The sequence below is a fragment of the Streptomyces sp. NPDC047028 genome (assembly GCF_040644095.1).
Lineage (GTDB): Bacteria > Actinomycetota > Actinomycetes > Streptomycetales > Streptomycetaceae > Streptomyces.
The window spans coordinates 1-22,177 of record NZ_JBEYVS010000059.1; the positions used below are offsets into that span (position 1 = coordinate 1).

Genomic DNA, 22,177 nt, shown 5'->3' on the forward strand with positions numbered 1-22,177 from the left:
CTGTGGGAGAGTAGGACACCGCCGAACAAAATTTGAGAAAACCCCCGCATCGAAAGATGCGGGGGTTTTCTGCGTTTCAGGGTAGGCCTCCGGGAAGGCCGGAAAGCCCCGGGAAGGGGCCGGAGAGACCGCGAAATCAGAGCCGGCCCGCCGCCTTCAGCGCGAGATAGGCGTCCGCCAACGCGGGTGCCAGGTTCTCCGGCGTTGCGTCCACCACCGTCACCCCATGCCGGCGCAACTGCTCGGCGGTCCGGTGCCGTTCCTCCTGTGCCTGGGCCGCGGCCGCCGCCTCGTACACCGCCTCCGCGTCGCCACGCGCCCGCGCCATGCGAGCGACATGCGGGTCGGCGACCGCGGCCAGCAGAACGGTGTGGCGCTGCGTGAGCTGCGGCAGCACCGGCAGCAGGCCCTCCTCGACCGGCGCCGTGTCCAGTGTCGTCAGCAGGACGATCAGGGAGCGTCGAGGGGCCGTACGGACGGCGGTGGCCGTGAGACCACGGGCATCGGTCTCGACCAACTCGGGTTCCAGCCTGGCCATCGCGGTCACGAGCGACGGCAGTACGTCTCCGGCGGAGCGGCCCTGGACGAGAGCCCGTACCCGGCGGTCGTAGGCGAGCAGGTCCACGCGGTCACCCGCGCGGGAGGCCAGAGCCGCCAGGAGCAGGGCCGCGTCCAGCGAGGCGTCCAGGCGCGGGACGTCGCCCACGCGGCCGGCCGACGTGCGGCCGGTGTCCAGGACCAGGAGGATGTGGCGGTCCCGTTCCGGGCGCCAGGTGCGGACCGCGACCGTGGAATGGCGGGCGGTGGCACGCCAGTCGATGGAGCGGGTGTCGTCGCCGGGGACGTACTCGCGCAGGCTGTCGAACTCGGTTCCCTCGCCGCGGGTCAGCACGGAGGTGCGGCCGTCGAGTTCACGCAATCGTGCGAGTTTCGACGGCAGGTGCTTCCGGCTCGTGAACGGGGGCAGAACTCTCACCGTCCAGGGCACGCGGTGGGTGCCCTGACGGGAGAACAGGCCGAGAGGGCCGTAGGAGCGGATGGTGACGCGGTCGGCGATGCGGTCGCCGCGGCGCGTGGGCCGCAGCCGGGTCGTGACCCGGCGGCGCTCACCCGGGGGCACGGTGAGGCGGTGTCGGGAGGCCTCGATCTCCGTGCCGGGCTGCCAGCTGCTGGGCGGCCAGGCGTCCCGCAGCTGCGCCTTGAGCGGGCGGCGGGAGGGGTTGGTGACCGTGAGGGTGACGTCGGCGGTCTCGTCGAGACGGGTGGAGGTGTCACCGGACCGGTTCAGGACGAGATGTCGTACGGGCGCCGCGAGCGCGAAGTCGCAGGCGCAGGCCAGGGCCACGGAACCGTTGACGGCGAGGATGCCCGCCCAGCCGGGTTCCAGGATGCCGACGGGAAGTGAGCCGATAGCCGCGAGGAGGGCGGCGCGACCGGTGAGGGCCATCAGCGGGGCACCGGTACGTGAGCCAGGATGGCGTTGATGACGGAGTCCGCGGTGACGCCCTCCATCTCGGCCTCGGGGCGGAGTTGGACCCGGTGGCGCAGTGTCGGCAGGGCGAGCGCCTTCACGTCGTCGGGGATGACGTAGTCGCGGCCCGTGAGCCAGGCCCAGGCGCGTGAGGTGGCGAGGAGGGCGGTGGCGCCACGCGGGGACACCCCCAGGCTGAGGGACGGCGATTCGCGGGTGGCGCGGCAGATGTCGACGACGTAGGCCGTGATCTCGGGGGAGGCGGTCGTCTTGGCGACGGCGGCTCGGGCCGCTTCCAGGTCGGCGGGACCGGCGACGGGGCGTACGCCGGCGGAGTGCAGGTCGCGCGGGTCGAAGCCGGCGGCGTGGCGGGTGAGGACGTCGATCTCGTCCTGGCGCGAGGGCAGTGGGACCGTCAGTTTCACGAGGAAACGGTCCAGTTGGGCTTCGGGGAGGGGGTAGGTGCCCTCGTACTCGACGGGGTTCTGCGTCGCGGCGACGAGGAACGGCTCGGGGAGCGTGCGCGGGGTGCCGTCGACCGTGACCTGGCGTTCCTCCATGGCTTCCAGGAGGGCGGACTGGGTCTTGGGCGGTGTGCGGTTGATCTCGTCGGCGAGGAGGAGGTTGGTGAAGACCGGGCCCGGCTGGAAGGAGAACTCGGCGGTGCGGGTGTCGTAGACGAGGGAGCCGGTGATGTCGCTCGGCATCAGGTCCGGGGTGAACTGGACGCGCTTGGTGTCGAGTTCGAGGGCGGACGCGAGGGCGCGGACGAGCAATGTTTTGGCGACTCCGGGGACTCCTTCAAGGAGAACGTGTCCGCGGCAGAGGAGGGCGACGACGAGGCCGGTCACGGCGGGGTCCTGGCCGACCACGGCTTTGGCGATTTCGGCGCGCAGGGCTTCCAGCGAGGCTCGGGCGGTGCCCGTGTCCCCGGTGCGCCCGGCGTTGTCAGTGGTCGGGTCCATCATGAACGGCGTACCTCTCTTTCGAGGGCGTCGAGTTGGTCGGTGAGTGCGATGAGGGCCGCGTCGTCGCCGGGCGGCGGTCCGAAGAGGAGGGGTTGCAGGGTCTGGCCGTCGCCGTGGAGGTGGGCGGACAGAGCGGGGAGCAGGGCTTCGGGCGCGTGCGCCTGGCTGGCGGGTACTCCGACGAGGGGGGCGAGGCGCGTGCGGGTGGTGGAGCGCAGAGCGGCGGCCGCGCGGTCGCGGGCGCTCGCCTTGCGGTAGAGGCGGGCGCGGCCTTCGACGGTTTCGGAGGCGCGGATCGCGACGGGGAGTTTCTCGGGCACGAGGGGGCCGAGCCGGCGTGCCCGCCAGAAGGCGGCGAGGGCGGCGGCGATGAACAGCTGCAGTGTGCCCCAGAGCCAGCCCGAGGGGATGAGGTCGAGGAAGCTTTCGCGGTCGCCGGTGTCGGCGGTGGAGGAGGCGTCGGAGAGCGAGGGGAGGTACCAGACCAGATGGGGGCGCGAGCCGAGGAGTTGAAGGGCGAGCGAGGCGTTGCCCTGCTTGCCGAGGCGGTTGTTGAAGAGGATGTCGGGCGCGCCGAGGACGACGGTGTCGCCCCCGGAGGCCGCGGGGACCCGGATCAGTCCGGCGAGGCGCTGGCTGGGGTAGCAGGAGTCGGCGTCGAGGCGGACGGTGGTGTAACGGATCCCGCCGGTGTCGGCGGTGCCCGCCCGCTGTGCCGCGGGCAGGGTGCAGTCGGGGGCGAGTGCCGAGCCGAAGCTGGTCGCGGGGTCCGCGGTGACCCCGGGGGCGAGTCGTTCGACGGACCAGCTGCCGGCCGCGACGAGGACGGTGCGTCCGCCGGAGGAGGCGGTCGCGGTGTGCAGCCCCTTCTGCTGGCGGTGCGTGAGCAGGTCGGGTACGGCGACGAGGAGGGTGGTGTCCGGGCCGGCCGCGGCTCGCGCGGCGGCCAGGGTGGTGACCACGCGCGTGGAGACCCCCCGGTCGGCGAGGAGTTCGGCGACGGCGCGGCTGCCGTAGGGGTCGGCGGAGCGCGGGTCGAGTTCGCCGTGCCGGGCGGTGGAGCGGACGGCGGCCATGGCGACGGCGGCGGCGAGGATCAGCACGACGGCGAGGACGATGCCCCGGGTGCGGGTCCAGATTTGGCGGGGGGTGGCGGAGACCGAGGTGGTCGGCGGCGTGGCGGTGCCCGTGGTCATCCGGCGGCCCCCTGGCGGGTGCTGTGGGCCGTACTGGTGGTGCTGGGCGCGAGGGTCGGCCTGGTGCGTTCCAGGTCGCCGTCGAGTTCGGCTACGCGCTGGTACGACTCCTGGCCCGCCCTGCGTCCGCCGTATGTGACGTCGTCGAAGTGCCGGGCCGCCGCGTGCAGCCGGTCGGTGTGCGAGGTGAGGGTGCGGCCGGCTTCGGCGGCGGCCTCGTCGGCGGTGCGGCCGGGGCGGATGTCGAGCAGGGTCCGCTCCTCCAGGGAGCGGACGATGGCCCGCATGCGCTCCTGGACGGCCTGGTTCCAGTGGCCCTGGGTGGCGTGTGCCTCGGCGGCCGCGCGGTGCTCGGCGGCGCTGCGCGGCCGGTCGTCGAAGAGGGCGGCGGACGAGGCGGGCCGGCGCCGTGGTGTGCCCAGGCGCCACCAGAGGGCGGCGGCGACGGCGAGGACGCACAGGACCACGACGACGAGGCCGAGCGCGCCGCCGGGGGTCGCGGACGACGCGGAGTCGAACAGCGGCCTGAGCCAGTCCCAGAAGGCCTTCAGCGCGCGCTGGATCAGGCTGGGGTCGTCTTCGTGGTACATCCGTTTGGACAGTTCGCGCCGCGCCGCCTCACGCGCGGGATCCCGGTCGATGGTCACGGGCGGCCCGTCGCCCGAGCCGCCCAGCGCGAGCAGCGCCGTGTCCGGGGCGCGCAGCAGGTGCCGTGCGGCCGTGGTGACGGCGCCGGGCAGGGCCGGCGCCGTGCTGAGAACTCCCCCCGTCAGGCTCACCCCATCAGCTCCCCGGTACGGCGCCGGGGGCGGGGGCGCCGTAGTCCTGGAGGCCGGCGGCGCGGGCCAGTTCGAGGTCGAGGGCCTCGCGGCGGATGCGCTGGTCGATGTAGAGGAGCACGGTGACGCCCGCGTTGACGGGCATCGTGACCATGGCGCCGATGACCGACCCGACGCCGCTGATGACGAGGAACGTCCAGCCGACGTGTCCGGGGGTGGTGCTCAGGAAGGCCTGCATGCCGTCGCCGCTGACCACCGCGGCGAGGACGACGAAGGGCAGTCCGACGAGCGAGGCCATGATGTTGGCGATGATTCCGGCGAGCAGCTGGATGCCGAGGACGCGCCACCAGGAGCCGCTCACGAGCTTGGTGGAGCGGCTCATCGACTTCCGGATGCCCTGCTTCTCCAGCATGAGCGCGGGGGAGGCGAGGGAGAAGCGGACCATCAGCCAGAGCAGCACGGGGACGGCCGCGAGGACGCCGAGGACGATCAGCGCGATGCTGAGGCCGGTGTTGCCGCCGGCGACGGCGACGAGGATGCCGGGCAGAGTGGCTCCGGCCACCACGCCGACCGAGATGAGTCCGAGCAGCAGGAGCAGGCCGAACAGGCCGGGCACCTGGGCGCGGGCGTCGCGCCAGGCCTCGCCCGCGGTGATCTGCTTGCCCAGGACGGCACGGCTGGTGACGGTCGTCAGCAGGGCGGTGGCGACGATGGTGCCGATCACCGAGACCAGGGCGACGACGCCGGTGCCGGCCATCAGTTCGGCGAAGGCCCGGCCGACCTCGCCCGCGGTGGCGCTGGGGTCGTCGAAGGCGCCGGTGGTCTCGGTGTCGTTCAGGACGAGGCCCTGCAGCAGGATCACGGCGATCTGGGTGACCAGCGCGACGCTGAGGGAGATGCCGAGGACCGTGCGCCAGTACGTGCGCATGGTGGAGACGGCGCCGTCGAGGATCTCGCCGACGCCGAGCGGGCGCAGCGGGATGACGCCGGGCTTGGCGGCGGGCGGAGGGCCTCCCCAGCCGCCGCCCCAGGCTCCGTAGCCGCCGGGGACGCCGGGTCCTCCCGGTCCCTGGCCTCCGGGGCCGCCGTAGCAGCCCGCGCCCGGTTGGCCGGCCGGGCCGCCGGGCTGCGGGCCGCCCCAGCCCGGGCCGGGCGGCGGGGGCGGCGGTGCCTGGCCGGGGCTCGGGGGGCCCGTGGGTGCGGACCACTGTCCGGCCGGCGGCTGCTCGGCGGACCATTTCGCGCCTGGTGCCTGCGGCTGTGCGCCCGGCTGCGCGGCGGGTTCCGCCGGGGCGTCGGGGCCGGGACGGTCGGCGGTGGGGTCGGCGGGGGCGGACGCGCCGGGTTCCCGCCCGTCGGACGACGGGGCGGATCCGGGCGAGGCCCAGCCCGGAGTGTCAGTCATCGAAGCTCCTTCACGGTGCCCGTCCGCGGTCGCGGCGGCAGGTTGGCAGCCATCGTGCCATGGGGTGCCGACAGGGCGACCTGCCGCGGTAGGGGCCGGACGCCTTCACGGGACGCCTTCAATTGTCCGGCGGAAAGAGGGCAGACTGATCGCATGGCTGATCAGCAGGCGCGAAACGGCGGTGACAGGCGGCCGGGAGAGATACCGGTGATCCGATGGGAGGAACCGCCCGAGGGTCCCGTACTGGTCCTCCTCGACCAGACGCGGCTCCCGGCCGAGGAGAGCGAGCTGGTGTGCACGGACGCGCCTGCCCTGGTGGAGGCGATCCGTTCGCTCGCCGTCCGGGGGGCGCCGCTGCTCGGCATCGCCGGGGCGTACGGCGTCGCGCTCGCCGCCGCGCGGGGCTATGGCGTCGACGAGGCGGCGCAGGCGCTGGAGGCCGCCCGGCCGACCGCGGTGAACCTCTCCGTCGGCGTGCGCCGGGCCAGGGAGGCGTACCGGGCCGCGCTCGCCGGGACCGGCGAGGCCGCCGCCGCGGCCGAGGCGGCTCTGGGCGCCGCGCGTGCCCTGCACCGCCAGGACGCCGAGGCCAGCGCCCGGATGGCCGCCCATGGCCTGGCGCTGCTGGACGAGCTGCTGCCCGGTGGCGGGCACCGCGTTCTCACGCACTGCAACACCGGATCGCTGGTGTCGGGCGGGGAGGGTACGGCGTTCGCGGTGGCGCTGGCCGCGCACCGGGCGGGGCGGCTGCGAAGGCTGTGGGTGGACGAAACGCGTCCGTTGCTGCAAGGTGCTCGCCTGACGGCGTACGAAGCGGCCCGCAACGGAATGGCGTACACCTTGCTCACCGACAACGCGGCGGGATCGCTGTTCGCGGCGGGGGAGGTGGACGCGGTGCTGATCGGGGCGGACCGGATCGCGGCCGACGGCTCGGTGGCGAACAAGGTGGGGAGCTATCCGCTCGCGGTGCTCGCGCGGTACCACCATGTGCCGTTCATCGTGGTGGCGCCGGTGACGACGGTGGACCCGGGCACCCCGGACGGGGCGTCCGTCGAGGTCGAGCAGCGTCCCGGCTTTGAAGTGACGGAGATCACAGCGCCGCAGGCGCAGGCGACGGGAGCGGGAGGCGGGATCGCGGTGGCACCCCTGGGAACCCAGGCGTACAACCCGGCGTTCGACGTGACGCCGCCCGAGCTGGTGACGGCCGTCGTCACCGAAGAGGGAGCCGTTTCACCAGTGACGGCCGAGGCTCTGGCCGAGCTGTGTGCCAGGTCACGCCAGGTAACGATTAGCTAATGGGATGATGTCGTTTATGAAGGGACGAGTCCTTGTCGTCGACGACGACACCGCACTGGCCGAGATGCTCGGCATCGTGCTGCGTGGTGAAGGTTTTGAGCCGTCTTTCGTAGCCGACGGCGACAAGGCGCTGGCCGCTTTCCGTGAGACCAAGCCCGACCTGGTGCTGCTGGACCTGATGCTGCCCGGCCGGGACGGCATTGAGGTGTGCCGCCTGATCAGGGCGGAGTCCGGGGTGCCGATCGTGATGCTCACCGCCAAGAGCGACACGGTCGACGTCGTCGTGGGCCTGGAATCGGGCGCCGACGACTACATCGTCAAGCCGTTCAAGCCCAAGGAGCTGGTGGCCCGCATCCGGGCGCGGCTGCGGCGGTCGGAGGAACCGGCACCGGAGCAGCTCACCATAGGTGACCTGGTGATCGACGTGGCCGGGCACTCCGTGAAGCGGGACGGGCAGTCGATCGCGCTGACCCCGTTGGAGTTCGACCTGCTGGTCGCCCTCGCGCGCAAGCCCTGGCAGGTGTTCACCCGTGAGGTGCTGCTGGAGCAGGTGTGGGGCTACCGGCACGCCGCCGACACCCGCCTGGTCAACGTGCACGTCCAGCGGCTGCGCTCCAAGGTCGAGAAGGACCCCGAGCGGCCCGAGATCGTCGTGACCGTCCGTGGTGTCGGTTACAAGGCCGGACCGAGCTGACATGCCCGGGGACAGCGCCGCTTCGGCTCCCGGCAGGTCCGGGTCCCGTCCGGGGCGGCCTGTCGGCCGGAAGACGGCGGGCACACGCTGGGCGCGCCTGGTGGAGGGCGGCCTGCTGCAGGGCGGGGTGCAGGGCAGCCCGGTCCTGCGGCTGTTCATGCGCTGGGTGCGCCGCCCGCTGCTGCCCGTCATGCGGCTGTGGCGGCGCAACATCCAGCTGCGGGTCGTCGCCACGACCCTGCTGATGTCGCTGGGCGTGGTCCTGCTGCTCGGCTTCGTCGTGATCGGGCAGGTGCGCAACGGCCTGCTGGACGCGAAGGTGAGGGCGTCGCAGAGCCAGGCCACCGGCGGCTTCGCGGTGGCCAAACAGAAGGCCGACGAGGCCGCCGCCGGTACCGGCAGCGGCACCGGCGACGGCTCCACCACGGCCGACGGACGGCAGGCGCAGAACGTCATCCAGTGGATGAGTGACCTCGTGGAGTCGCTGTCCAGCGGCGGCGCGGGCGCCTTCGACGTCGTGACGCTGCCCTCCGGCGACGACAGCGGCGGCGGACGCAGCCCGCGCGGTTCCGGGAACGTCGACCCGACCACCAGCGTCCCCGGCGACCTGCGAGACCGCGTCAACAGCAGCACGACGGCCGCCCAGAGCTACACCAGGATCATCTACAAGGACGGCAAGGAGTCCCAGCCGGCGCTGGTGATCGGCAAGCAGCTCAACGACCCCAACAGCCACTCCTACGAGCTGTACTACCTCTTCCCGCTCACCCAGGAGGAGAAGTCCCTCAACGTCGTCAAGGGCACCCTCGCGACCGCCGGGCTCTTCGTCGTCGTCCTGCTGGGCGCGATCGCCTGGCTGGTGGTGCGGCAGGTCGTCACGCCGGTGCGGATGGCCGCGGGGATCGCGGAGCGGCTGTCGGCCGGCCGGCTGCAGGAGCGGATGAAGGTCACCGGCGAGGACGACATCGCCCGTCTGGGCGAGGCGTTCAACAAGATGGCGCAGAACCTCCAGGTGAAGATCCAGCAGATGGAGGACCTCTCCCGGATGCAGAGGCGGTTCGTCTCGGACGTCTCGCACGAGCTGCGGACGCCGCTGACCACCGTACGGATGGCGGCCGACGTCATCCACGAGGCCCGCGAGGACTTCGATCCGGTGACCGCGCGGTCGGCCGAACTGCTCGCCGACCAGTTGGACCGGTTCGAGTCGTTGCTCGCCGACCTGCTGGAGATCAGCCGCTTCGACGCGGGCGCGGCGGCGCTGGAGGCGGAGCCGATAGACCTGCGGGAGGTCGTCCGACGCGTCGTCGGCGGCGCCGAGCCGCTCGCCGAACGCAAGGGCACACGCATACGCGTCCTCGGCGACCAGCAGCCGGTCGTCGCCGAGGCCGACGCCCGGCGCGTCGAGCGCGTGCTGCGCAACCTCGTCGTCAACGCCGTCGAGCATGGCGACGGCAAGGACGTCGTCGTGAAACTGGCCGCCGCGGGCGGCGCCGTCGCCATCGCGGTGCGCGACTACGGCGTCGGACTCAAGCCCGGCGAGGCCACCCGCGTCTTCAGCCGGTTCTGGCGGGCCGACCCGGCACGCGCGCGTACCACCGGTGGAACCGGCCTGGGCCTGTCGATCGCTCTGGAGGACGCCCGGCTGCACGGCGGCTGGCTGCAGGCCTGGGGCGAACCGGGCGGCGGCTCGCAGTTCCGGCTGACGCTGCCCAGGACCGCGGACGAGCCGCTGCGGGGCTCGCCGATACCGCTGGAACCTAAGGATTCGCGCCGCAACCGGGGCCTCGACGACGCGGGACTGCCCCGTGGGGGCGGCGACAAGCGGGCCACCGTACCGGTGCAGCCGGCCGTGGGCCCGGCGCAGCCGCTGCCGCCGCGCGCCCCGCGGCTGTCCGCCGGCACCCCTGCCGCCGACCCGACGGCGCTGCCCGGCAACGGCAACGCGCGCGTGGTGTCCCGGCCGGACGGCAGCGCCCCGCGCCCGGACCCCCGGCCCGCCGCCACTCCCGCGCGCGAGAACGGCACGGACCGACCGCACCCGGCCGCCGGACCGGAGAACTCGACCGAGCCAGGGGAGGCATTTCGTGGGCGCTGACCGCGAGGGGGGCGCCCGGCGCCGGCCGGGGCGCGCGGTGGCGTACGCCGCCTGTGGGGCCGTCCTGCTGGCCGGGTGCGCTTCGATGCCCGACAGCGGGGACCTGCGGAACGTGGAGTCCACACCGCGACAGGACACCCAGGTCCGGGTCTTCGCCATGCCGCCGCAGGACGGCGCCGGCGCCACGGAAATCGTGCAGGGCTTCCTGGAGGCGCTGACCAGCGACGACCCGAACTACGACACGGCACGCAAGTACCTGACCGCCGACGCCGCGCACGCCTGGCAGCCCGAGCGGTCGGCGACCGTGCTCGCCAACGGGCCGAGCATCATGACCGCGCGTACGACGGGCGGCCGCGAGGAACCCGAGAAGGACCCCGACAGCGTCACGTACGTGCTGTCGGGCAGCCGGGTCGCCACGCTGGACGCGCAGCAGGCGTACACGCCCGCCGCCGGACCGTACGACAAGAAGGTGCACCTCTCGCGGGACGCCAAGACCAAGCAGTGGCGCATCGACGCGCTGCCGCAGGGTGTCGTCATGGCCAAGTCGGACTTCCAGCGCAACTACATGTCCGTCGACAAGTACTACTTCGCCTCGAACACGACGGTCGGGGCGACCGCGCAGCCGGTGGCCGTCGCCGACCCGGTCTTCATCCGCAGCCGGGTGGACCCCATGACCCAGATGGTCCGTTCGCTGCTGAAGGGTCCGACGCGCTGGCTCGGACAGGTGGTCAGGACGAGCTTCCCGTCCGATTCGGCCCTGCAGGCCGATGTGTCGGGGCTGGCACCGGACGACCAGAACAAGCTGACGGTGCCGGTGAACGACAAGGCCGCCCGGGTCGGTCAGGCCAAGTGCGCCGAGATGGCCACCCAGTTGCTGTTCACCCTGCGGAACCTGACCCCGACGCTGGACTCGATCGCGCTGCGGGGGCCCGGCGACCGCCCGCTGTGCGACCTCACCGAGCAGCGGGCAGAGGACCTCGCCTGGCGAGGCTCGGCCAAGCGCCCCGAGTACCTCTACTTCCTGGACAGCCGGCACCGTCTCGTGCGCATGGCGACCGGATCCACCGGCACCAGCGGTACGGCGGTGCCGGGCGCGCTGGGCGAGGGCGGCAAGGCGCTGCGGTCGGTCGCGGTCTCGCGGGACGAGCACACGGCCGCGGGGGTCGGCGCCGACGGCCGCACGCTGTACGTGACCTCGCTGGCGGCCGGCGGTTCGCTCGGCGACCCCGTCGTCACCAGCCAGGGACCGGACCCGGACGACCGGCTGACCAAGCCCAGCTGGGACGCACGGGGCGACCTGTGGGTGGCAGACCGCGACCCCGCCCACAGCGGGCTGTACGTGCTGGCGCAGGGCGGAGGCAGGCCGGTGAAGGTCGCCGTGCCGGAGCTGGACGGGCGGATCCGGGACGTGCGGGTGGCCGCCGACGGGGTGCGGATCGCGCTGGTCGTGGAGAAGGACGGCAAGCAGTCCCTGCTCATCGGTCGGATCGAACGGGCGGACAGGTCCACGTCCGGGCCCGCGGTCTCGGTCCTCGGGCTGCGCTCCGCCACCCCCGACCTGGAAGAGGTCACGGCCATGTCCTGGGCCGGGGACAGCCGGCTCGTCGTGGTGGGCAGCGAGCAGGGTGGCGTGCAGCAGATGCGGTACGTCCAGGTCGACGGCTCCACGCTGGACGGCCCGGCGCCCGCCGCGCTGCCGGGTGCCAAGTCGATCGCCGCGTCCGAGGACGAGCGGGTGCCTCTGGTGGCCTACTCCTCGGAGGACGGGATCGTGCGGCTGCCGTCCGGTGCGCAGTGGCAGAAGGTGGACAAGGCCGGCACCGGGCCCGTCTACCCGGGCTGACGAGGCCTTTCCGCCGGTTCCCGGCCAGGGCCTGGTCAGCTGTGCCGGGGCTGTCCGCGCAGGGCCGTCACTCGCAGGGGTGAGCGCTGATACCGGCCGCGACTGTTGGTCCACAGGCCGTTGTCCACAGGGCTGGTCCGGCGTCCGGGGCCTTGGCACAGTGGTGGCCATGCGGGGGTGGTGGCAGGACTTCGCCGACCTGGTGCTTCCGGCCGAGTGCGGCGGCTGCGGGGCACCTCGTACGGTGCTCTGCCCAAAGTGCCGTGTCGCGCTCTCCGGCGCCGGGGCGCGGCGGGTCCGGCCGGTACCCGAGCCGGCGGGACTGCCGGTGGTGCACGCGGCGGCTCCGTACGGCGACGCGGTGCGGGCGGTCCTCCTCGCGCACAAGGAGCGCGGTGCGCTGGCGCTCGCGGGGGCTCTGGGCGCGGCTCTGGCGGGCGCGGTGCGGGCCGGACTCCGCGCGGACGGCCCCGCCGGGGACGCCGGGCCCAGCGGGGGCGCCGGGCCCGCGTGGAGTCCGTCGCCTCCGGGACACAGCGCCGGGCCCGTGCTGCTCGTCCCCGTGCCCTCCGCCCGGTGGGCCGTGCGGGCGCGCGGGCACGATCCGGTGCGCCGGCTGGCGCTCGCCGCGGCCGGTGAACTGCGGCGCACCGGCACCCCCGCCCGGGTGGCCGCGGTGCTGCGGCAGCGGCGGGCCGTGGCCGACCAGGCGGGGCTCGACTCGCGGCACCGCCTGGCGAACCTCGCGGGCGCGCTGGAGGTGACGGCGGGCGGTGCCCGGCTGCTCGGCACGGGTCGCGCCGTGCTCGTCGACGACCTGCTGACGACCGGCGCCACCCTCGCGGAAGCCGCACGCGCCCTGCGTGAGCCGGCAGGTGGGCACGGCGGCGGGGAAACGGTCGTGTACGAGCGCGCAACTCGGGAAGGTAGGGGGAAACGACGGGAAGGGGAACCTCGGGAGCACGGTAACTGGGTGCACAGTGCAGCTGAATTGACGGCGGCGAACCCCGCCGTGCCGAGGCCGCGCGCGGCCGTGGTCGCCGCTCCCGTGGATTCTTTCCAAATAAACAGGAACTGACTGTGAACGTGCATCGTTGCAGGTAGTGAGAGGGGTAATTCACCTGAATGGAGGTACGCGCCGGTAGAGGGTGACGACATCCGTCCGGGCGAGATATGTTCGGTTGTGAGGAAAGGCGCAGGCCACCACCTCTCATATCCGAATGCCACGCCGTGGGTTTCGCCAATCACCCGCGACGGTGGGGTGGAGATCTTGCCCACGGGGGAGGAGGAGGTGGAAGTCACCGAGTCCGAGGTTCCGGACCTGACCGGAACCTGGTGCGAAAGGGAGATGCTCCGCCGCCGAGCGGAGCGATCCGGGAACGGAGTTCTGCGTGGACATCGTCGTCAAGGGCCGCAAGACCGAGGTGCCCGAGCGGTTCCGCAAGCACGTGGCCGAGAAGCTGAATCTGGAGAAGATCCAGAAGCTCGATGGCAAGGTGATCAGCCTCGACGTCGAGGTGTCCAAGGAGCCCAACCCCCGCCAGGCCGACCGCTGTGACCGAGTGGAGATCACCCTCCGCTCCCGCGGTCCGGTGATCCGCGCGGAGGCGGCCGCCAGCGATCCGTACGCGGCACTCGACCTGGCGGCGGAGAAGCTCGGTGCCCGGCTGCGCAAGCAGCACGACAAGCGTTTCTCGCGCCGCGGCGCGCGCCGGATCTCGGCGGCCGAGGTCCCCGACCACGTCCCGGGCGCGGCGACGCTCAGCGGGAACGGCCTGCCCGTCCAGGACGAGGAGACGGACGGGGTGCCGACCAAGAAGATCGGCTCGCTGGAGGTCAAGGGCGAAGGCCCCCTCGTCGTCCGCGAGAAGACCCACGTCGCCTCTCCGATGAGCCTCGACCAGGCGCTCTACGAGATGGAACTGGTCGGCCACGACTTCTACTTGTTCGTCGACTCCGAGACCAAGGAACCGAGTGTCGTCTACCGGCGGCACGCCTACGACTACGGCGTCATCCACCTCAGCACCGACCCGATGGTCGCCGAGGCGCAGCCCCCCGCGGCGGGTGGCACGCTCGGCGGCTGACCGGCCGGGCCGAAGCGGAACCGGTGCCCCTGGAGCGCGCTGTGTGCGCCCCCAGGGGCACCGGTGTGCGACCACTTCGCGCCCCGTGCGTCACTCCGGGACGGCCCCGGCATGAAATCATGGCCGGACCGGCCCAACCGGTGGGCCGCTGCCTTGGGTTGGCGATGGCACAGGACCACAGGCCACAGCCTTCAGGGGGAGGAACGATGGCGGACACCTTCGGACCGATGCGGGACGCGGACACCGACGACGGTGTCATCGGCATGGGCTCCGACGCCGGCGCTCCGCGCGAGGAGCCGATCAGGGTCCTCGTCGTCGACGACCACGCCCTGTTCCGCCGTGGGCTGGAGATCGTGCTCGCCGCCGAGGAGGACATCCAGGTCGTCGGTGAGGCCGGCGACGGCGCCGAGGCCGTGGACAAGGCCGCCGACCTGCTGCCCGACATCGTGCTGATGGACGTACGGATGCCCCGGCGCGGCGGGATCGAGGCCTGCACCTCCATCAAGGAGGTCGCCCCCAGCGCGAAGATCATCATGCTGACGATCAGCGACGAGGAGGCCGACCTCTACGAGGCGATCAAGGCGGGCGCGACCGGATACCTCCTGAAGGAGATCTCGACCGACGAGGTGGCCACGGCCATTCGCGCGGTGGCCGACGGGCAGTCGCAGATCAGCCCGTCCATGGCGTCCAAGCTCCTCACCGAGTTCAAGTCGATGATCCAGCGCACCGACGAGCGGCGGCTGGTGCCCGCGCCGCGGCTGACCGACCGTGAGCTGGAGGTCCTCAAGCTCGTCGCCACGGGGATGAACAACCGGGACATCGCCAAGGAACTGTTCATCTCCGAGAACACGGTGAAGAACCACGTCCGCAACATCCTGGAGAAGCTGCAGCTGCACTCCCGGATGGAGGCGGTCGTCTACGCGATGCGCGAGAAGATCCTGGAGATCCGCTGAGCCCGCTCAGCGCAGCGCGGCGACCACCGCCCGGGGCACTTCCCGGACGAGAGCGTCGCGCAGCTCCGGTGAGTCGACCCGCTCCACCCGGATGTCCATGACGCCCACCCAGCTCGCCGCCTGGACCAGCGCGCTCGCCACGGCGGGGACCGCCTTCGGTCCCTCCAGGGCGACCTGCCTGGCCACCAGCGTGTCGCCCTCCCGCGCCGGATCGACCCGCCCGACCAGACGCCCGCCCGCCAGCACCGGCATCGCGAAATAGCCGTACACGCGCTTGGGCTTGGGGACGTACGCCTCCAGGCGGTGGGTGAAGCCGAAGATCCGCCCGGTGCGTGCCCGGTCCCAGATCAGCGAGTCGAACGGGGACAGCAGGGTGGTGCGGTGCCGGCCGCGCGGCGGTGTCGCCACGGCCACCGGGTCGGCCCACGCGGGCTTGCCCCAGCCCTCCACCGTCACCGGGACCAGACCCGAGTCGGCGATCACCGCGTCGACCTGCTCGGCCTTCAGCCGGTGGTAGTCGGCGATGTCCGCGCGCGTGCCGACGCCGAGGGACTCGCCGGCCAGCCGGACCAGCCGGCGCACGCACTCGGCGTCGTCCAGCTCGTCGTGCAGCAGCCTGCCCGGGATCGCGCGCTCGGCCAGGTCGTACACCCGCTTCCAGCCGCGGCGCTCCACGCACACCACCTCGCCGTACATCAACGCGCGCTCCACGGCGACCTTGGCGCCGGACCAGTCCCACCAGTCGCTGGTCCTCTTCGCGCCGCCCAACTCGGTCGCGGTGAGCGGACCTTCCGTGCGCAGTTGCTTGATGACCTGCTCGTAGGCTCCTTCGGGGAGCTGGTGGTTCCAGTGCGGGCGGTCGCGGTAGGCGCGGCGGCGGAAGGCGAAGTGCGGCCACTCCTCGACGGGCAGCAGGCAGGCGGCGTGCGACCAGTACTCGAAGGCGTGCGCGTCCTTCCAGTAGGCGGACTCGACGGTCTTGCGGCCGACCGCGCCGAGACGGGCGTACGGCACCAGCTCGTGACTGCGGGCGAGCACCGAGATGGTGTCGAGCTGGACCGCGCCGAGGTGCCGCAGGACGCCGCGGACACCGGCCCTGCGGTCGGGCGCGCCCAGCAGGCCCTGGGCCCGCAGGGCGATCCGCCGGGCTTCGTCCGCGGAGAGGGCGAGTTCGGGGCGCGGAAGGGTCGTCATGACACCGGACGATAGAGCGTGCCACTGACAGCGGGGCACGACCTGCGGTTCCGCACGATCACGGCTCCCCGCGCGCGGGGAGGTAGGGGGCGGCCGAGGGCAGGCCCAGGTCTGAGGGGAGCAGGGAGCCCACCCAGCAGTCCCGTCGTACGCCCTTGTTGTTGATGGCGGAGCGCAGGGTGCCCTCGACGGTGAAGCCGGCCCGCTCGGCGACCGCGCGGGAGGCGTGGTTGCCGACCTCTGCGCGCCATTCCACCCGGTCGACGGACATCGCGGTGAACGCCCAGCGGGAGGCGGTGAGGGCGGCCTCGGTGACGTAGCCGCGGCCCCGGTGCTCCTTCGTGGCCCAGAAGCCGATCTCGGCCATCCCCAGGGAGCGCATCGTGAGTGCGAGCATGCCGGCGAGTTCCCCGCGCGGGAGGAACACGCCGAAGGTGAACATCGAGGACTCCGCCCAGCCGTCGGGCACCATCTGCTCCGTGAAGCTCCGCGCGTGCTCGGGCAGGTAGGGCGAGGGGATCGTGGTCCAGCGCTGGATGTCGGGGTCCTGCGCGGCCGCGAACACCGCGTCGGTGTCCGCCGGGCCGACCGCGCGCAGCACGAGACGGTCGGTGGTGAGCGTCACGGGTTCCATCGCCCGATTCTGCTCGGCCGGACCCCCGTACGCCATCACTTTTCGCCCAGTGTGAGGAGGTGATCACAATTCGCGTAAATCCCCGCGCCGGTGCGGCACCATCCGCGCTTCCCGTCCGTTGTCCAGAGTGAAGCAGCCGTCGGGCCGCCAGGCCTCCCGGCACGGCCGGGTCCTCGCATACGATGGCCGTCGCTCAGTATGTCCAATGGAAAACCGACCGTCCCAGGCCCGACCGGCAAGGAGACCAGCCCCCGTGTCCGTCCTCTCGAAGATCATGCGTGCAGGCGAAGGCAAGATCCTGCGCAAGCTGCACCGCATCGCGGACCAGGTCAACTCCGTCGAAGAGGACTTCGTCGGCCTCTCCGACGCCGAGCTGCGTGCCCTCACCGAGGAGTACAAGCAGCGGTACGCCGATGGGGAGACCCTGGACGACCTCCTCCCGGAGGCGTTCGCCACGGTCCGCGAGGCCGCCAAGCGTGTCCTCGGCCAGCGCCACTACGACGTGCAGATGATGGGCGGTGCCGCCCTCCACCTCGGCTACGTGGCCGAGATGAAGACCGGTGAGGGCAAGACCCTCGTCGGCACCCTGCCCGCGTACCTGAACGCGCTCTCCGGCGACGGCGTCCACCTCATCACGGTCAACGACTACCTGGCCGAGCGCGACTCCGAGATGATGGGCCGCGTCCACAAGTTCCTGGGCCTGACCGTCGGCTGCATCCTCGCCAACATGACCCCGGCCGAGCGGCGCGAGCAGTACAACTGCGACATCACCTACGGCACGAACAACGAGTTCGGCTTCGACTACCTGCGCGACAACATGGCGTGGTCGCAGGACGAGCTGGTCCAGCGGGGCCACAACTTCGCCATCGTCGACGAGGTCGACTCCATCCTCGTCGACGAGGCCCGTACGCCGCTGATCATCTCCGGCCCCGCCGACCAGGCCACCAAGTGGTACGGCGACTTCGCCAAGCTGGTCCTGCGCCTCAAGCGCGGCGAGGCGGGCAACCCGCTCAAGGGCGTCGAGGAGACCGGCGACTACGACGTCGACGAGAAGAAGCGCACGGTCGCGATCCACGAGTCCGGTGTCACCAAGGTCGAGGACTGGCTGGGCATCGACAACCTGTACGAGTCGGTGAACACCCCGCTCGTGGGCTACCTGAACAACGCCATCAAGGCGAAGGAACTCTTCAAGAACGACAAGGACTACGTCGTCCTCGACGGCGAAGTCATGATCGTCGACGAGCACACCGGCCGTATCCTCGCCGGCCGCCGCTACAACGAGGGCATGCACCAGGCGATCGAGGCGAAGGAAGGGGTGGACATCAAGGACGAGAACCAGACGCTCGCCACGATCACCCTGCAGAACTTCTTCCGCCTCTACAACAAGCTCTCCGGCATGACCGGTACGGCGATGACCGAGGCCGCCGAGTTCCACCAGATCTACAAGCTCGGCGTGGTCCCGATCCCCACCAACCGGCCCATGGTCCGCAAGGACCAGCCGGACCTGATCTACCGCACCGAGGTGGCCAAGTTCGAGGCGGTCGTCGACGACATCGCCGAGAAGCACGAGATCGGCCAGCCGATCCTCGTCGGCACGACGTCCGTCGAGAAGTCGGAGTACCTGTCCCAGCAGCTCAGCAAGCGCGGCATCCAGCACGAGGTGCTGAACGCCAAGCACCACGAGCGTGAGGCGTCGATCGTCGCCCAGGCCGGCCGCAAGGGCGCCGTCACGGTGGCCACCAACATGGCCGGCCGCGGTACCGACATCAAGCTCGGCGGCAACCCCGAGGACCTCGCCGAGGCGGAGCTGCGCCAGCGCGGCATCGACCCCGAGGAGCACATCGAGGAGTGGTCCGCCGCCCTGCCCGCCGCCCTGGAGAAGGCCGAGCAGGCCGTGAAGGCGGAGAAGGAAGAGGTCGAGGAGGCCGGCGGCCTGTACGTGCTGGGCACCGAGCGGCACGAGTCGCGCCGTATCGACAACCAGCTGCGCGGCCGTTCCGGCCGTCAGGGCGACCCCGGCGAGTCCCGCTTCTACCTCTCCCTCGGCGACGACCTCATGCGGCTGTTCAAGGCCCAGATGGTCGAGCGCGTGATGTCCATGGCGAACGTGCCGGACGACGTGCCGATCGAGAACAAGATGGTCACGCGCGCGATCGCGTCCGCGCAGTCCCAGGTCGAGCAGCAGAACTTCGAGACGCGTAAGAACGTCCTGAAGTACGACGAGGTGCTCAACCGGCAGCGCGAGGTCATCTACGGCGAGCGCCGGCGCGTCCTGGAGGGCGAGGACCTGCACGAGCAGGTGCAGCACTTCATGGACGACACGATCGACGCCTACATCGGCGCCGAGACCGCCGAGGGCTTCCCCGAGGACTGGGACCTGGACCGGCTCTGGGGCGCGTTCAAGCAGCTCTACCCGGTGAAGGTCACCGTCGAGGAGCTGGAGGACGCGGCCGGCGACCGGGCCGGTCTGACCGCCGAGTTCATCTCCGAGTCCATCAAGGACGACATCCACGAGCAGTACGAGTCCCGTGAGGCGCAGCTCGGCTCCGAGATCATGCGTGAGCTGGAGCGGCGCGTGGTGCTGTCGGTGCTGGACCGTAAGTGGCGCGAGCACCTGTACGAGATGGACTACCTCCAGGAGGGCATCGGCCTGCGCGCCATGGCGCAGAAGGACCCGCTGGTCGAGTACCAGCGCGAGGGCTTCGACATGTTCACCGCGATGATGGAGGGCATCAAGGAGGAGTCCGTCGGCTACCTGTTCAACCTGGAGGTCCAGGTCGAGCAGCAGGTCGAGGAGGTCCCGGTGGAGGAAGCCCAGCCGGTGCCGGAGGGTGTCCAGGACACGGTGCCCGCGCAGGCGGGCGCGCGGCCGGAGATCCGGGCCAAGGGGCTGGACGTTCCGCAGCGGCGGGACCTGCACTTCTCCGCGCCGAGCGTGGACGGGGAGGGCGGGATCGTCGAGCGGGATCTCGCGGACGAGGACGCCGTGCGGTCGGAGTCCGACGGGTTGACTCGGGCTGAGCGTCGGAAGCAGGCGAAGGGTGGGCGGCGCCGCAAGAAGTAGCCTGCGGCGCGTTGGCCGTGTCCTGGGCCGGGTCTCCTTACGGGGGCCCGGCCCAGGTGCGTGTGCGGTGCTGGTGCTGGGCGGGTTTCACTTGCCCGCGCCTGCGGGGTGCCTCCCCCACTCTGGGCCTCGCTCGATCGGGGGGACCCCCACCGCCCACCCGTGCCGCCCCTTGCGGCACGCATGCCCGCAGCTGCGTGCGGGTTGGTGGTCAGCGGGTTTCTACCGCTGTGCAGCGCCAGCGGAGGTCGGGGGATTGTTCCAGGCGGAAGGCGAGGGCGCGTAGGTGAGGGCCGGCGGCGATGCGGGCGAAGACCTCGAGGGCGCCGGAGCGGGGGACGTAGTAGCCGATGTCGTGGATGACGGGGTGGGTGCCGCGGGTGCGCAGGGGGCTGCGCTCGGTCAGGCGGACCAGGTCGTCGTAGCCGCGTCCTGCCGTGTGCCGCAGCATCCAGTGGACGGGGCGCCGGCCGCTCAGGACGGCCAGCAGGCGGTCGGCGAAGAGGTCGGTGGGGCGCTGGCGGGGCGCGGGGGCCGCAGGGGCCGTACGGGCCGGCTCCGGGCTCGTACGGACCCCGCGGGTGAGGGGCTTCCGGGGCGGCGCGGTGGTGGGGCGGCGGGTGTCGTGACGCGTCGGGGGGCGGTGGCGGGGGCGGGGGTGGGTGGTGCGGCTCATGACCTTGTTCATGGGGGTCCCCGTTCGGCGGCTCGGGTCGTACCGGGCGGTAACTCGTGGTGGGGATCTTGTACGGGGACGGGACCGGGCAGGGCAAGGAAGGCCAAGGGGCGGTCGAGCGGCCGGTAAGTTCACTTATCCGAGTGAATCGAGGAGGGGTGCGGCCCGTGACGGGCGGGCGGGGCCGGGTGAATCCGCGGCCTGAGGTGGACGCCACCGACGGCACCTGTGGGGACTCGAAAGGGGACACCCGGCACGTATCCTGAAGGCCCTCCGGGCGACGCGCGAGCCGCTGGGCCCCGAGGATCCAGCGAACGCCTCTGACCAGGAAAGAGCGGCGAACCATGCGCGTCTACGTCCCCCTGACCCTCCCCGGTCTCGCCGAGGCGCACCAGACGGGCCGGCTGGGGACGGGCCCGTTCGTGGCGTACGCCGTCACGCCCGCGCTGCGCGAGTGGTACGTCTCCGAGGACACCGAGGAACTGGAGTACGCGGCGCTCGGCCGGGCCGCGCTGGCCTCCCTGCGGCTGCTCGCGGCGGACGCCGGGGCGGCGCGGCGCCGGGTCGTGGTCGCCGCCGACGTGCCCGACGGCGCCGCCGCGCCGGACCCGGAGCGGGGGCCGGACGCGGCCGAGCCCGGCGAGGTGACGGTGAACGTGAGCGTGCCGCTGGGCAAGGCGGCCGCGGTGCACGTCGACGCCGGCGACGCCGAGGCGGACGTGGCCGCGGCGGCGGGGGCGCTTCAAGCGGCCGACGGCGGGGACGGCGACGCGCAGTCCGTGGTGGAAGCGGCCGAGGACCACGAGTTGCTCTGGTACGCCACGCAGGAGGTCCCGAACCTGGTGGGGAGCGCCTGAGCCTCGCCTGGGCATGGCCTGACCTGCGCCGATGAACCGTCTGCCGTGATTGTCAGTGGCGGCGGGTACGGTTTTCGGCATGGGGATGCACACAGGGACGCACATTGTGTGGGACTGGAACGGGACGCTGTTCCACGACAATGAGGCGATCATCGGGGCGACGAACGCGGCCTTCGCCGAGCTGGGGCTCGCGGCGATCACGCTGGAGCAGTACCGGGCGCTGTACTGCGTCCCGGTGCCGAAGTTCTACGAGCGGCTGCTGGGCCGGCTCCCGACGGACGCCGAGTGGGAGCTGATGGACGGCGTCTTCCACCGTTACTACACGGAGCACCGGGTGCGGTGCGGGCTGACCAAGGGGGCGGCCGAGCTGCTCGCGGGCTGGCGGTCGGCCGGGCACAGCCAGTCGCTGCTGAGCATGTACGGGCACGAGGAACTGGTGCCCCTGGTGCGTGGCTTCGGGATCGAGGGGCACTTCATACGGGTGGACGGGCGGACCGGCCCCTCCGGTGGGAGCAAGGCCGAGCACATGGTGCGGCACCTGACGGCCCTCGGCGGCGTGGTGGACCCGGCCCGGACCGTGGTGATCGGGGACGCGGCGGACGACGCCGTCGCGGCCCGGCAGGTGGGCGCGCGGGCCGTGCTGTACACCGGCGGATCGCACAGCAGGACCAGCCTGGAGGCGGCCGGCGTGCCCGTGGTGGACACGCTCCGCGAAGCTGTCGCCGAGGCGGAGAGAGCGGCGGCCGCGTAAGGCCCGGTGAACGGTCCGAGGGTCGTGGACGTACCTGATGGGGTGGAGCTGTTTACGCCACCTGTCCCGTTCTCGCCCCTGTGCAGAACGTCAAAGTTCTACCCCCGGTTTTGTACACATACGGCTCATGACGGGCCCCCCGGGAGGAGCGATAGCCTTGTGGCGTGATCAGCGCGATAGCTCGCGGGGACGCCGTCGTCCCTGCCCTGCGCCCGGGCCG

The 22,177-nt window shown here is 72.1% G+C and carries 18 protein-coding genes; 10 read left to right on the forward strand and 8 right to left on the reverse strand.

Translation table 11 applies throughout. From position 1 onward, the window contains the following. Positions 1-136: 136 nt before the first annotated feature. From ABZ854_RS33405 to ABZ854_RS33425, 5 genes are read right to left on the reverse strand one after another with little or no spacing between them, the layout of a single operon-like run. A complete protein-coding gene (locus ABZ854_RS33405) occupies positions 137-1,447 on the reverse strand; it encodes a DUF58 domain-containing protein (protein ID WP_361218669.1) in 1,311 nt (436 codons plus the stop codon). Then, a complete protein-coding gene (locus ABZ854_RS33410) occupies positions 1,447-2,436 on the reverse strand; it encodes a MoxR family ATPase (protein ID WP_361218672.1) in 990 nt (329 codons plus the stop codon). Before ABZ854_RS33410 ends, ABZ854_RS33405 begins: the two co-directional genes overlap by 1 nt. Continuing rightward, entirely contained in the window at positions 2,436-3,635 is a 1,200-nt protein-coding gene (locus tag ABZ854_RS33415; RefSeq protein ID WP_361218675.1) for a DUF4350 domain-containing protein, read from the reverse strand. Before ABZ854_RS33415 ends, ABZ854_RS33410 begins: the two co-directional genes overlap by 1 nt. After that, a complete protein-coding gene (locus ABZ854_RS33420; protein ID WP_361218677.1) occupies positions 3,632-4,414 on the reverse strand; it encodes a DUF4129 domain-containing protein in 783 nt (260 codons plus the stop codon). Before ABZ854_RS33420 ends, ABZ854_RS33415 begins: the two co-directional genes overlap by 4 nt. A gap of 4 nt (positions 4,415-4,418) precedes the next feature. Further along, a complete protein-coding gene (locus tag ABZ854_RS33425) occupies positions 4,419-5,819 on the reverse strand; it encodes a hypothetical protein (RefSeq protein WP_361218680.1) in 1,401 nt (466 codons plus the stop codon). A gap of 153 nt (positions 5,820-5,972) precedes the next feature. Here ABZ854_RS33425 and mtnA point away from each other — a divergent pair, with 153 nt between their 5' ends. The 7 genes from mtnA to ABZ854_RS33460 all read left to right on the forward strand — a co-directional run bounded on the left by mtnA (position 5,973) and on the right by ABZ854_RS33460 (position 14,781). Continuing rightward, a complete protein-coding gene (gene mtnA, locus ABZ854_RS33430; RefSeq protein ID WP_361218683.1) occupies positions 5,973-7,115 on the forward strand; it encodes an S-methyl-5-thioribose-1-phosphate isomerase in 1,143 nt (380 codons plus the stop codon). A gap of 4 nt (positions 7,116-7,119) precedes the next feature. Continuing rightward, on the forward strand, positions 7,120-7,809 hold the full coding sequence (mtrA, locus tag ABZ854_RS33435) for a two-component system response regulator MtrA (RefSeq protein ID WP_191870552.1): 690 nt from the start codon (positions 7,120-7,122) through the stop codon (positions 7,807-7,809). Between the two features lies 1 nt (position 7,810). Continuing rightward, entirely contained in the window at positions 7,811-9,901 is a 2,091-nt protein-coding gene (mtrB, locus tag ABZ854_RS33440; RefSeq protein ID WP_361218687.1) for an MtrAB system histidine kinase MtrB, read from the forward strand. Next, on the forward strand, positions 9,891-11,744 hold the full coding sequence (locus tag ABZ854_RS33445; protein WP_361218690.1) for an LpqB family beta-propeller domain-containing protein: 1,854 nt from the start codon (positions 9,891-9,893) through the stop codon (positions 11,742-11,744). Before mtrB ends, ABZ854_RS33445 begins: the two co-directional genes overlap by 11 nt. Before the next feature lie 169 nt (positions 11,745-11,913). After that, entirely contained in the window at positions 11,914-12,822 is a 909-nt protein-coding gene (locus tag ABZ854_RS33450) for a ComF family protein (protein WP_361218692.1), read from the forward strand. Positions 12,823-13,135: 313 nt separating this feature from the next. Further along, positions 13,136-13,828 (forward strand): ribosome-associated translation inhibitor RaiA, encoded by a 693-nt coding sequence (raiA, locus tag ABZ854_RS33455; protein WP_361218695.1) that lies wholly within the window; start codon positions 13,136-13,138, stop codon positions 13,826-13,828. Between the two features lie 206 nt (positions 13,829-14,034). Then, the gene (locus ABZ854_RS33460; protein ID WP_361218698.1) at positions 14,035-14,781 is read left to right on the forward strand and encodes a response regulator transcription factor; all 747 of its coding nucleotides are present in this window, start codon (positions 14,035-14,037) and stop codon (positions 14,779-14,781) included. Positions 14,782-14,787: 6 nt separating this feature from the next. Here the strand turns inward: ABZ854_RS33460 and ABZ854_RS33465 are convergent, their stop codons facing one another. Both ABZ854_RS33465 and ABZ854_RS33470 read right to left on the reverse strand, forming a co-directional pair. Further along, on the reverse strand, positions 14,788-15,975 hold the full coding sequence (locus ABZ854_RS33465) for a crosslink repair DNA glycosylase YcaQ family protein (RefSeq protein ID WP_361218701.1): 1,188 nt from the start codon (positions 15,973-15,975) through the stop codon (positions 14,788-14,790). Between the two features lie 58 nt (positions 15,976-16,033). Then, positions 16,034-16,609, reverse strand: a complete 576-nt coding sequence (locus tag ABZ854_RS33470) for a GNAT family N-acetyltransferase (RefSeq protein WP_361218704.1) — start codon at positions 16,607-16,609, stop codon at positions 16,034-16,036. A gap of 253 nt (positions 16,610-16,862) precedes the next feature. Here ABZ854_RS33470 and secA point away from each other — a divergent pair, with 253 nt between their 5' ends. After that, positions 16,863-19,673 carry a preprotein translocase subunit SecA gene (secA, locus tag ABZ854_RS33475; RefSeq protein ID WP_361218707.1) on the forward strand — a complete coding sequence of 937 codons (2,811 nt, stop codon included), beginning with the start codon at positions 16,863-16,865 and terminating at the stop codon, positions 19,671-19,673. A gap of 211 nt (positions 19,674-19,884) precedes the next feature. Here secA and ABZ854_RS33480 read toward each other — a convergent pair whose 3' ends face one another. After that, positions 19,885-20,361 (reverse strand): Rv3235 family protein, encoded by a 477-nt coding sequence (locus ABZ854_RS33480; protein ID WP_361218710.1) that lies wholly within the window; start codon positions 20,359-20,361, stop codon positions 19,885-19,887. Positions 20,362-20,693: 332 nt separating this feature from the next. On the opposite strand from ABZ854_RS33480, the gene ABZ854_RS33485 reads away from it, so the two are divergent. Together ABZ854_RS33485 and ABZ854_RS33490 are read left to right on the forward strand one after the other, a co-directional pair. Beyond that, complete coding sequence (locus ABZ854_RS33485) at positions 20,694-21,206, forward strand: hypothetical protein (protein ID WP_361218713.1); 513 nt, start codon at positions 20,694-20,696, stop codon at positions 21,204-21,206. A 79-nt stretch (positions 21,207-21,285) separates the two neighbouring features. Then, positions 21,286-21,957, forward strand: a complete 672-nt coding sequence (locus tag ABZ854_RS33490; protein WP_361218715.1) for an HAD family hydrolase — start codon at positions 21,286-21,288, stop codon at positions 21,955-21,957. Positions 21,958-22,177 lie beyond the last annotated feature (220 nt).

Coding starts and splice junctions, on each gene's coding strand:
- ABZ854_RS33405 (WP_361218669.1), bottom strand. CDS start 1,447: ATGGCCCTCACCGGTCGCGCCGCCCTCCTCGCGGCTATCGGCTCACTT.
- ABZ854_RS33410 (WP_361218672.1), bottom strand. CDS start 2,436: ATGGACCCGACCACTGACAACGCCGGGCGCACCGGGGACACGGGCACC.
- ABZ854_RS33415 (WP_361218675.1), bottom strand. CDS start 3,635: ATGACCACGGGCACCGCCACGCCGCCGACCACCTCGGTCTCCGCCACC.
- ABZ854_RS33425 (WP_361218680.1), bottom strand. CDS start 5,819: ATGACTGACACTCCGGGCTGGGCCTCGCCCGGATCCGCCCCGTCGTCC.
- mtnA (WP_361218683.1), top strand. CDS start 5,973: ATGGCTGATCAGCAGGCGCGAAACGGCGGTGACAGGCGGCCGGGAGAG.
- mtrA (WP_191870552.1), top strand. CDS start 7,120: ATGATGTCGTTTATGAAGGGACGAGTCCTTGTCGTCGACGACGACACC.
- mtrB (WP_361218687.1), top strand. CDS start 7,811: ATGCCCGGGGACAGCGCCGCTTCGGCTCCCGGCAGGTCCGGGTCCCGT.
- ABZ854_RS33450 (WP_361218692.1), top strand. CDS start 11,914: ATGCGGGGGTGGTGGCAGGACTTCGCCGACCTGGTGCTTCCGGCCGAG.
- ABZ854_RS33460 (WP_361218698.1), top strand. CDS start 14,035: ATGGCGGACACCTTCGGACCGATGCGGGACGCGGACACCGACGACGGT.
- ABZ854_RS33465 (WP_361218701.1), bottom strand. CDS start 15,975: ATGACGACCCTTCCGCGCCCCGAACTCGCCCTCTCCGCGGACGAAGCC.
- ABZ854_RS33470 (WP_361218704.1), bottom strand. CDS start 16,609: ATGGAACCCGTGACGCTCACCACCGACCGTCTCGTGCTGCGCGCGGTC.
- ABZ854_RS33480 (WP_361218710.1), bottom strand. CDS start 20,361: ATGAACAAGGTCATGAGCCGCACCACCCACCCCCGCCCCCGCCACCGC.
- ABZ854_RS33485 (WP_361218713.1), top strand. CDS start 20,694: ATGCGCGTCTACGTCCCCCTGACCCTCCCCGGTCTCGCCGAGGCGCAC.
- ABZ854_RS33490 (WP_361218715.1), top strand. CDS start 21,286: ATGGGGATGCACACAGGGACGCACATTGTGTGGGACTGGAACGGGACG.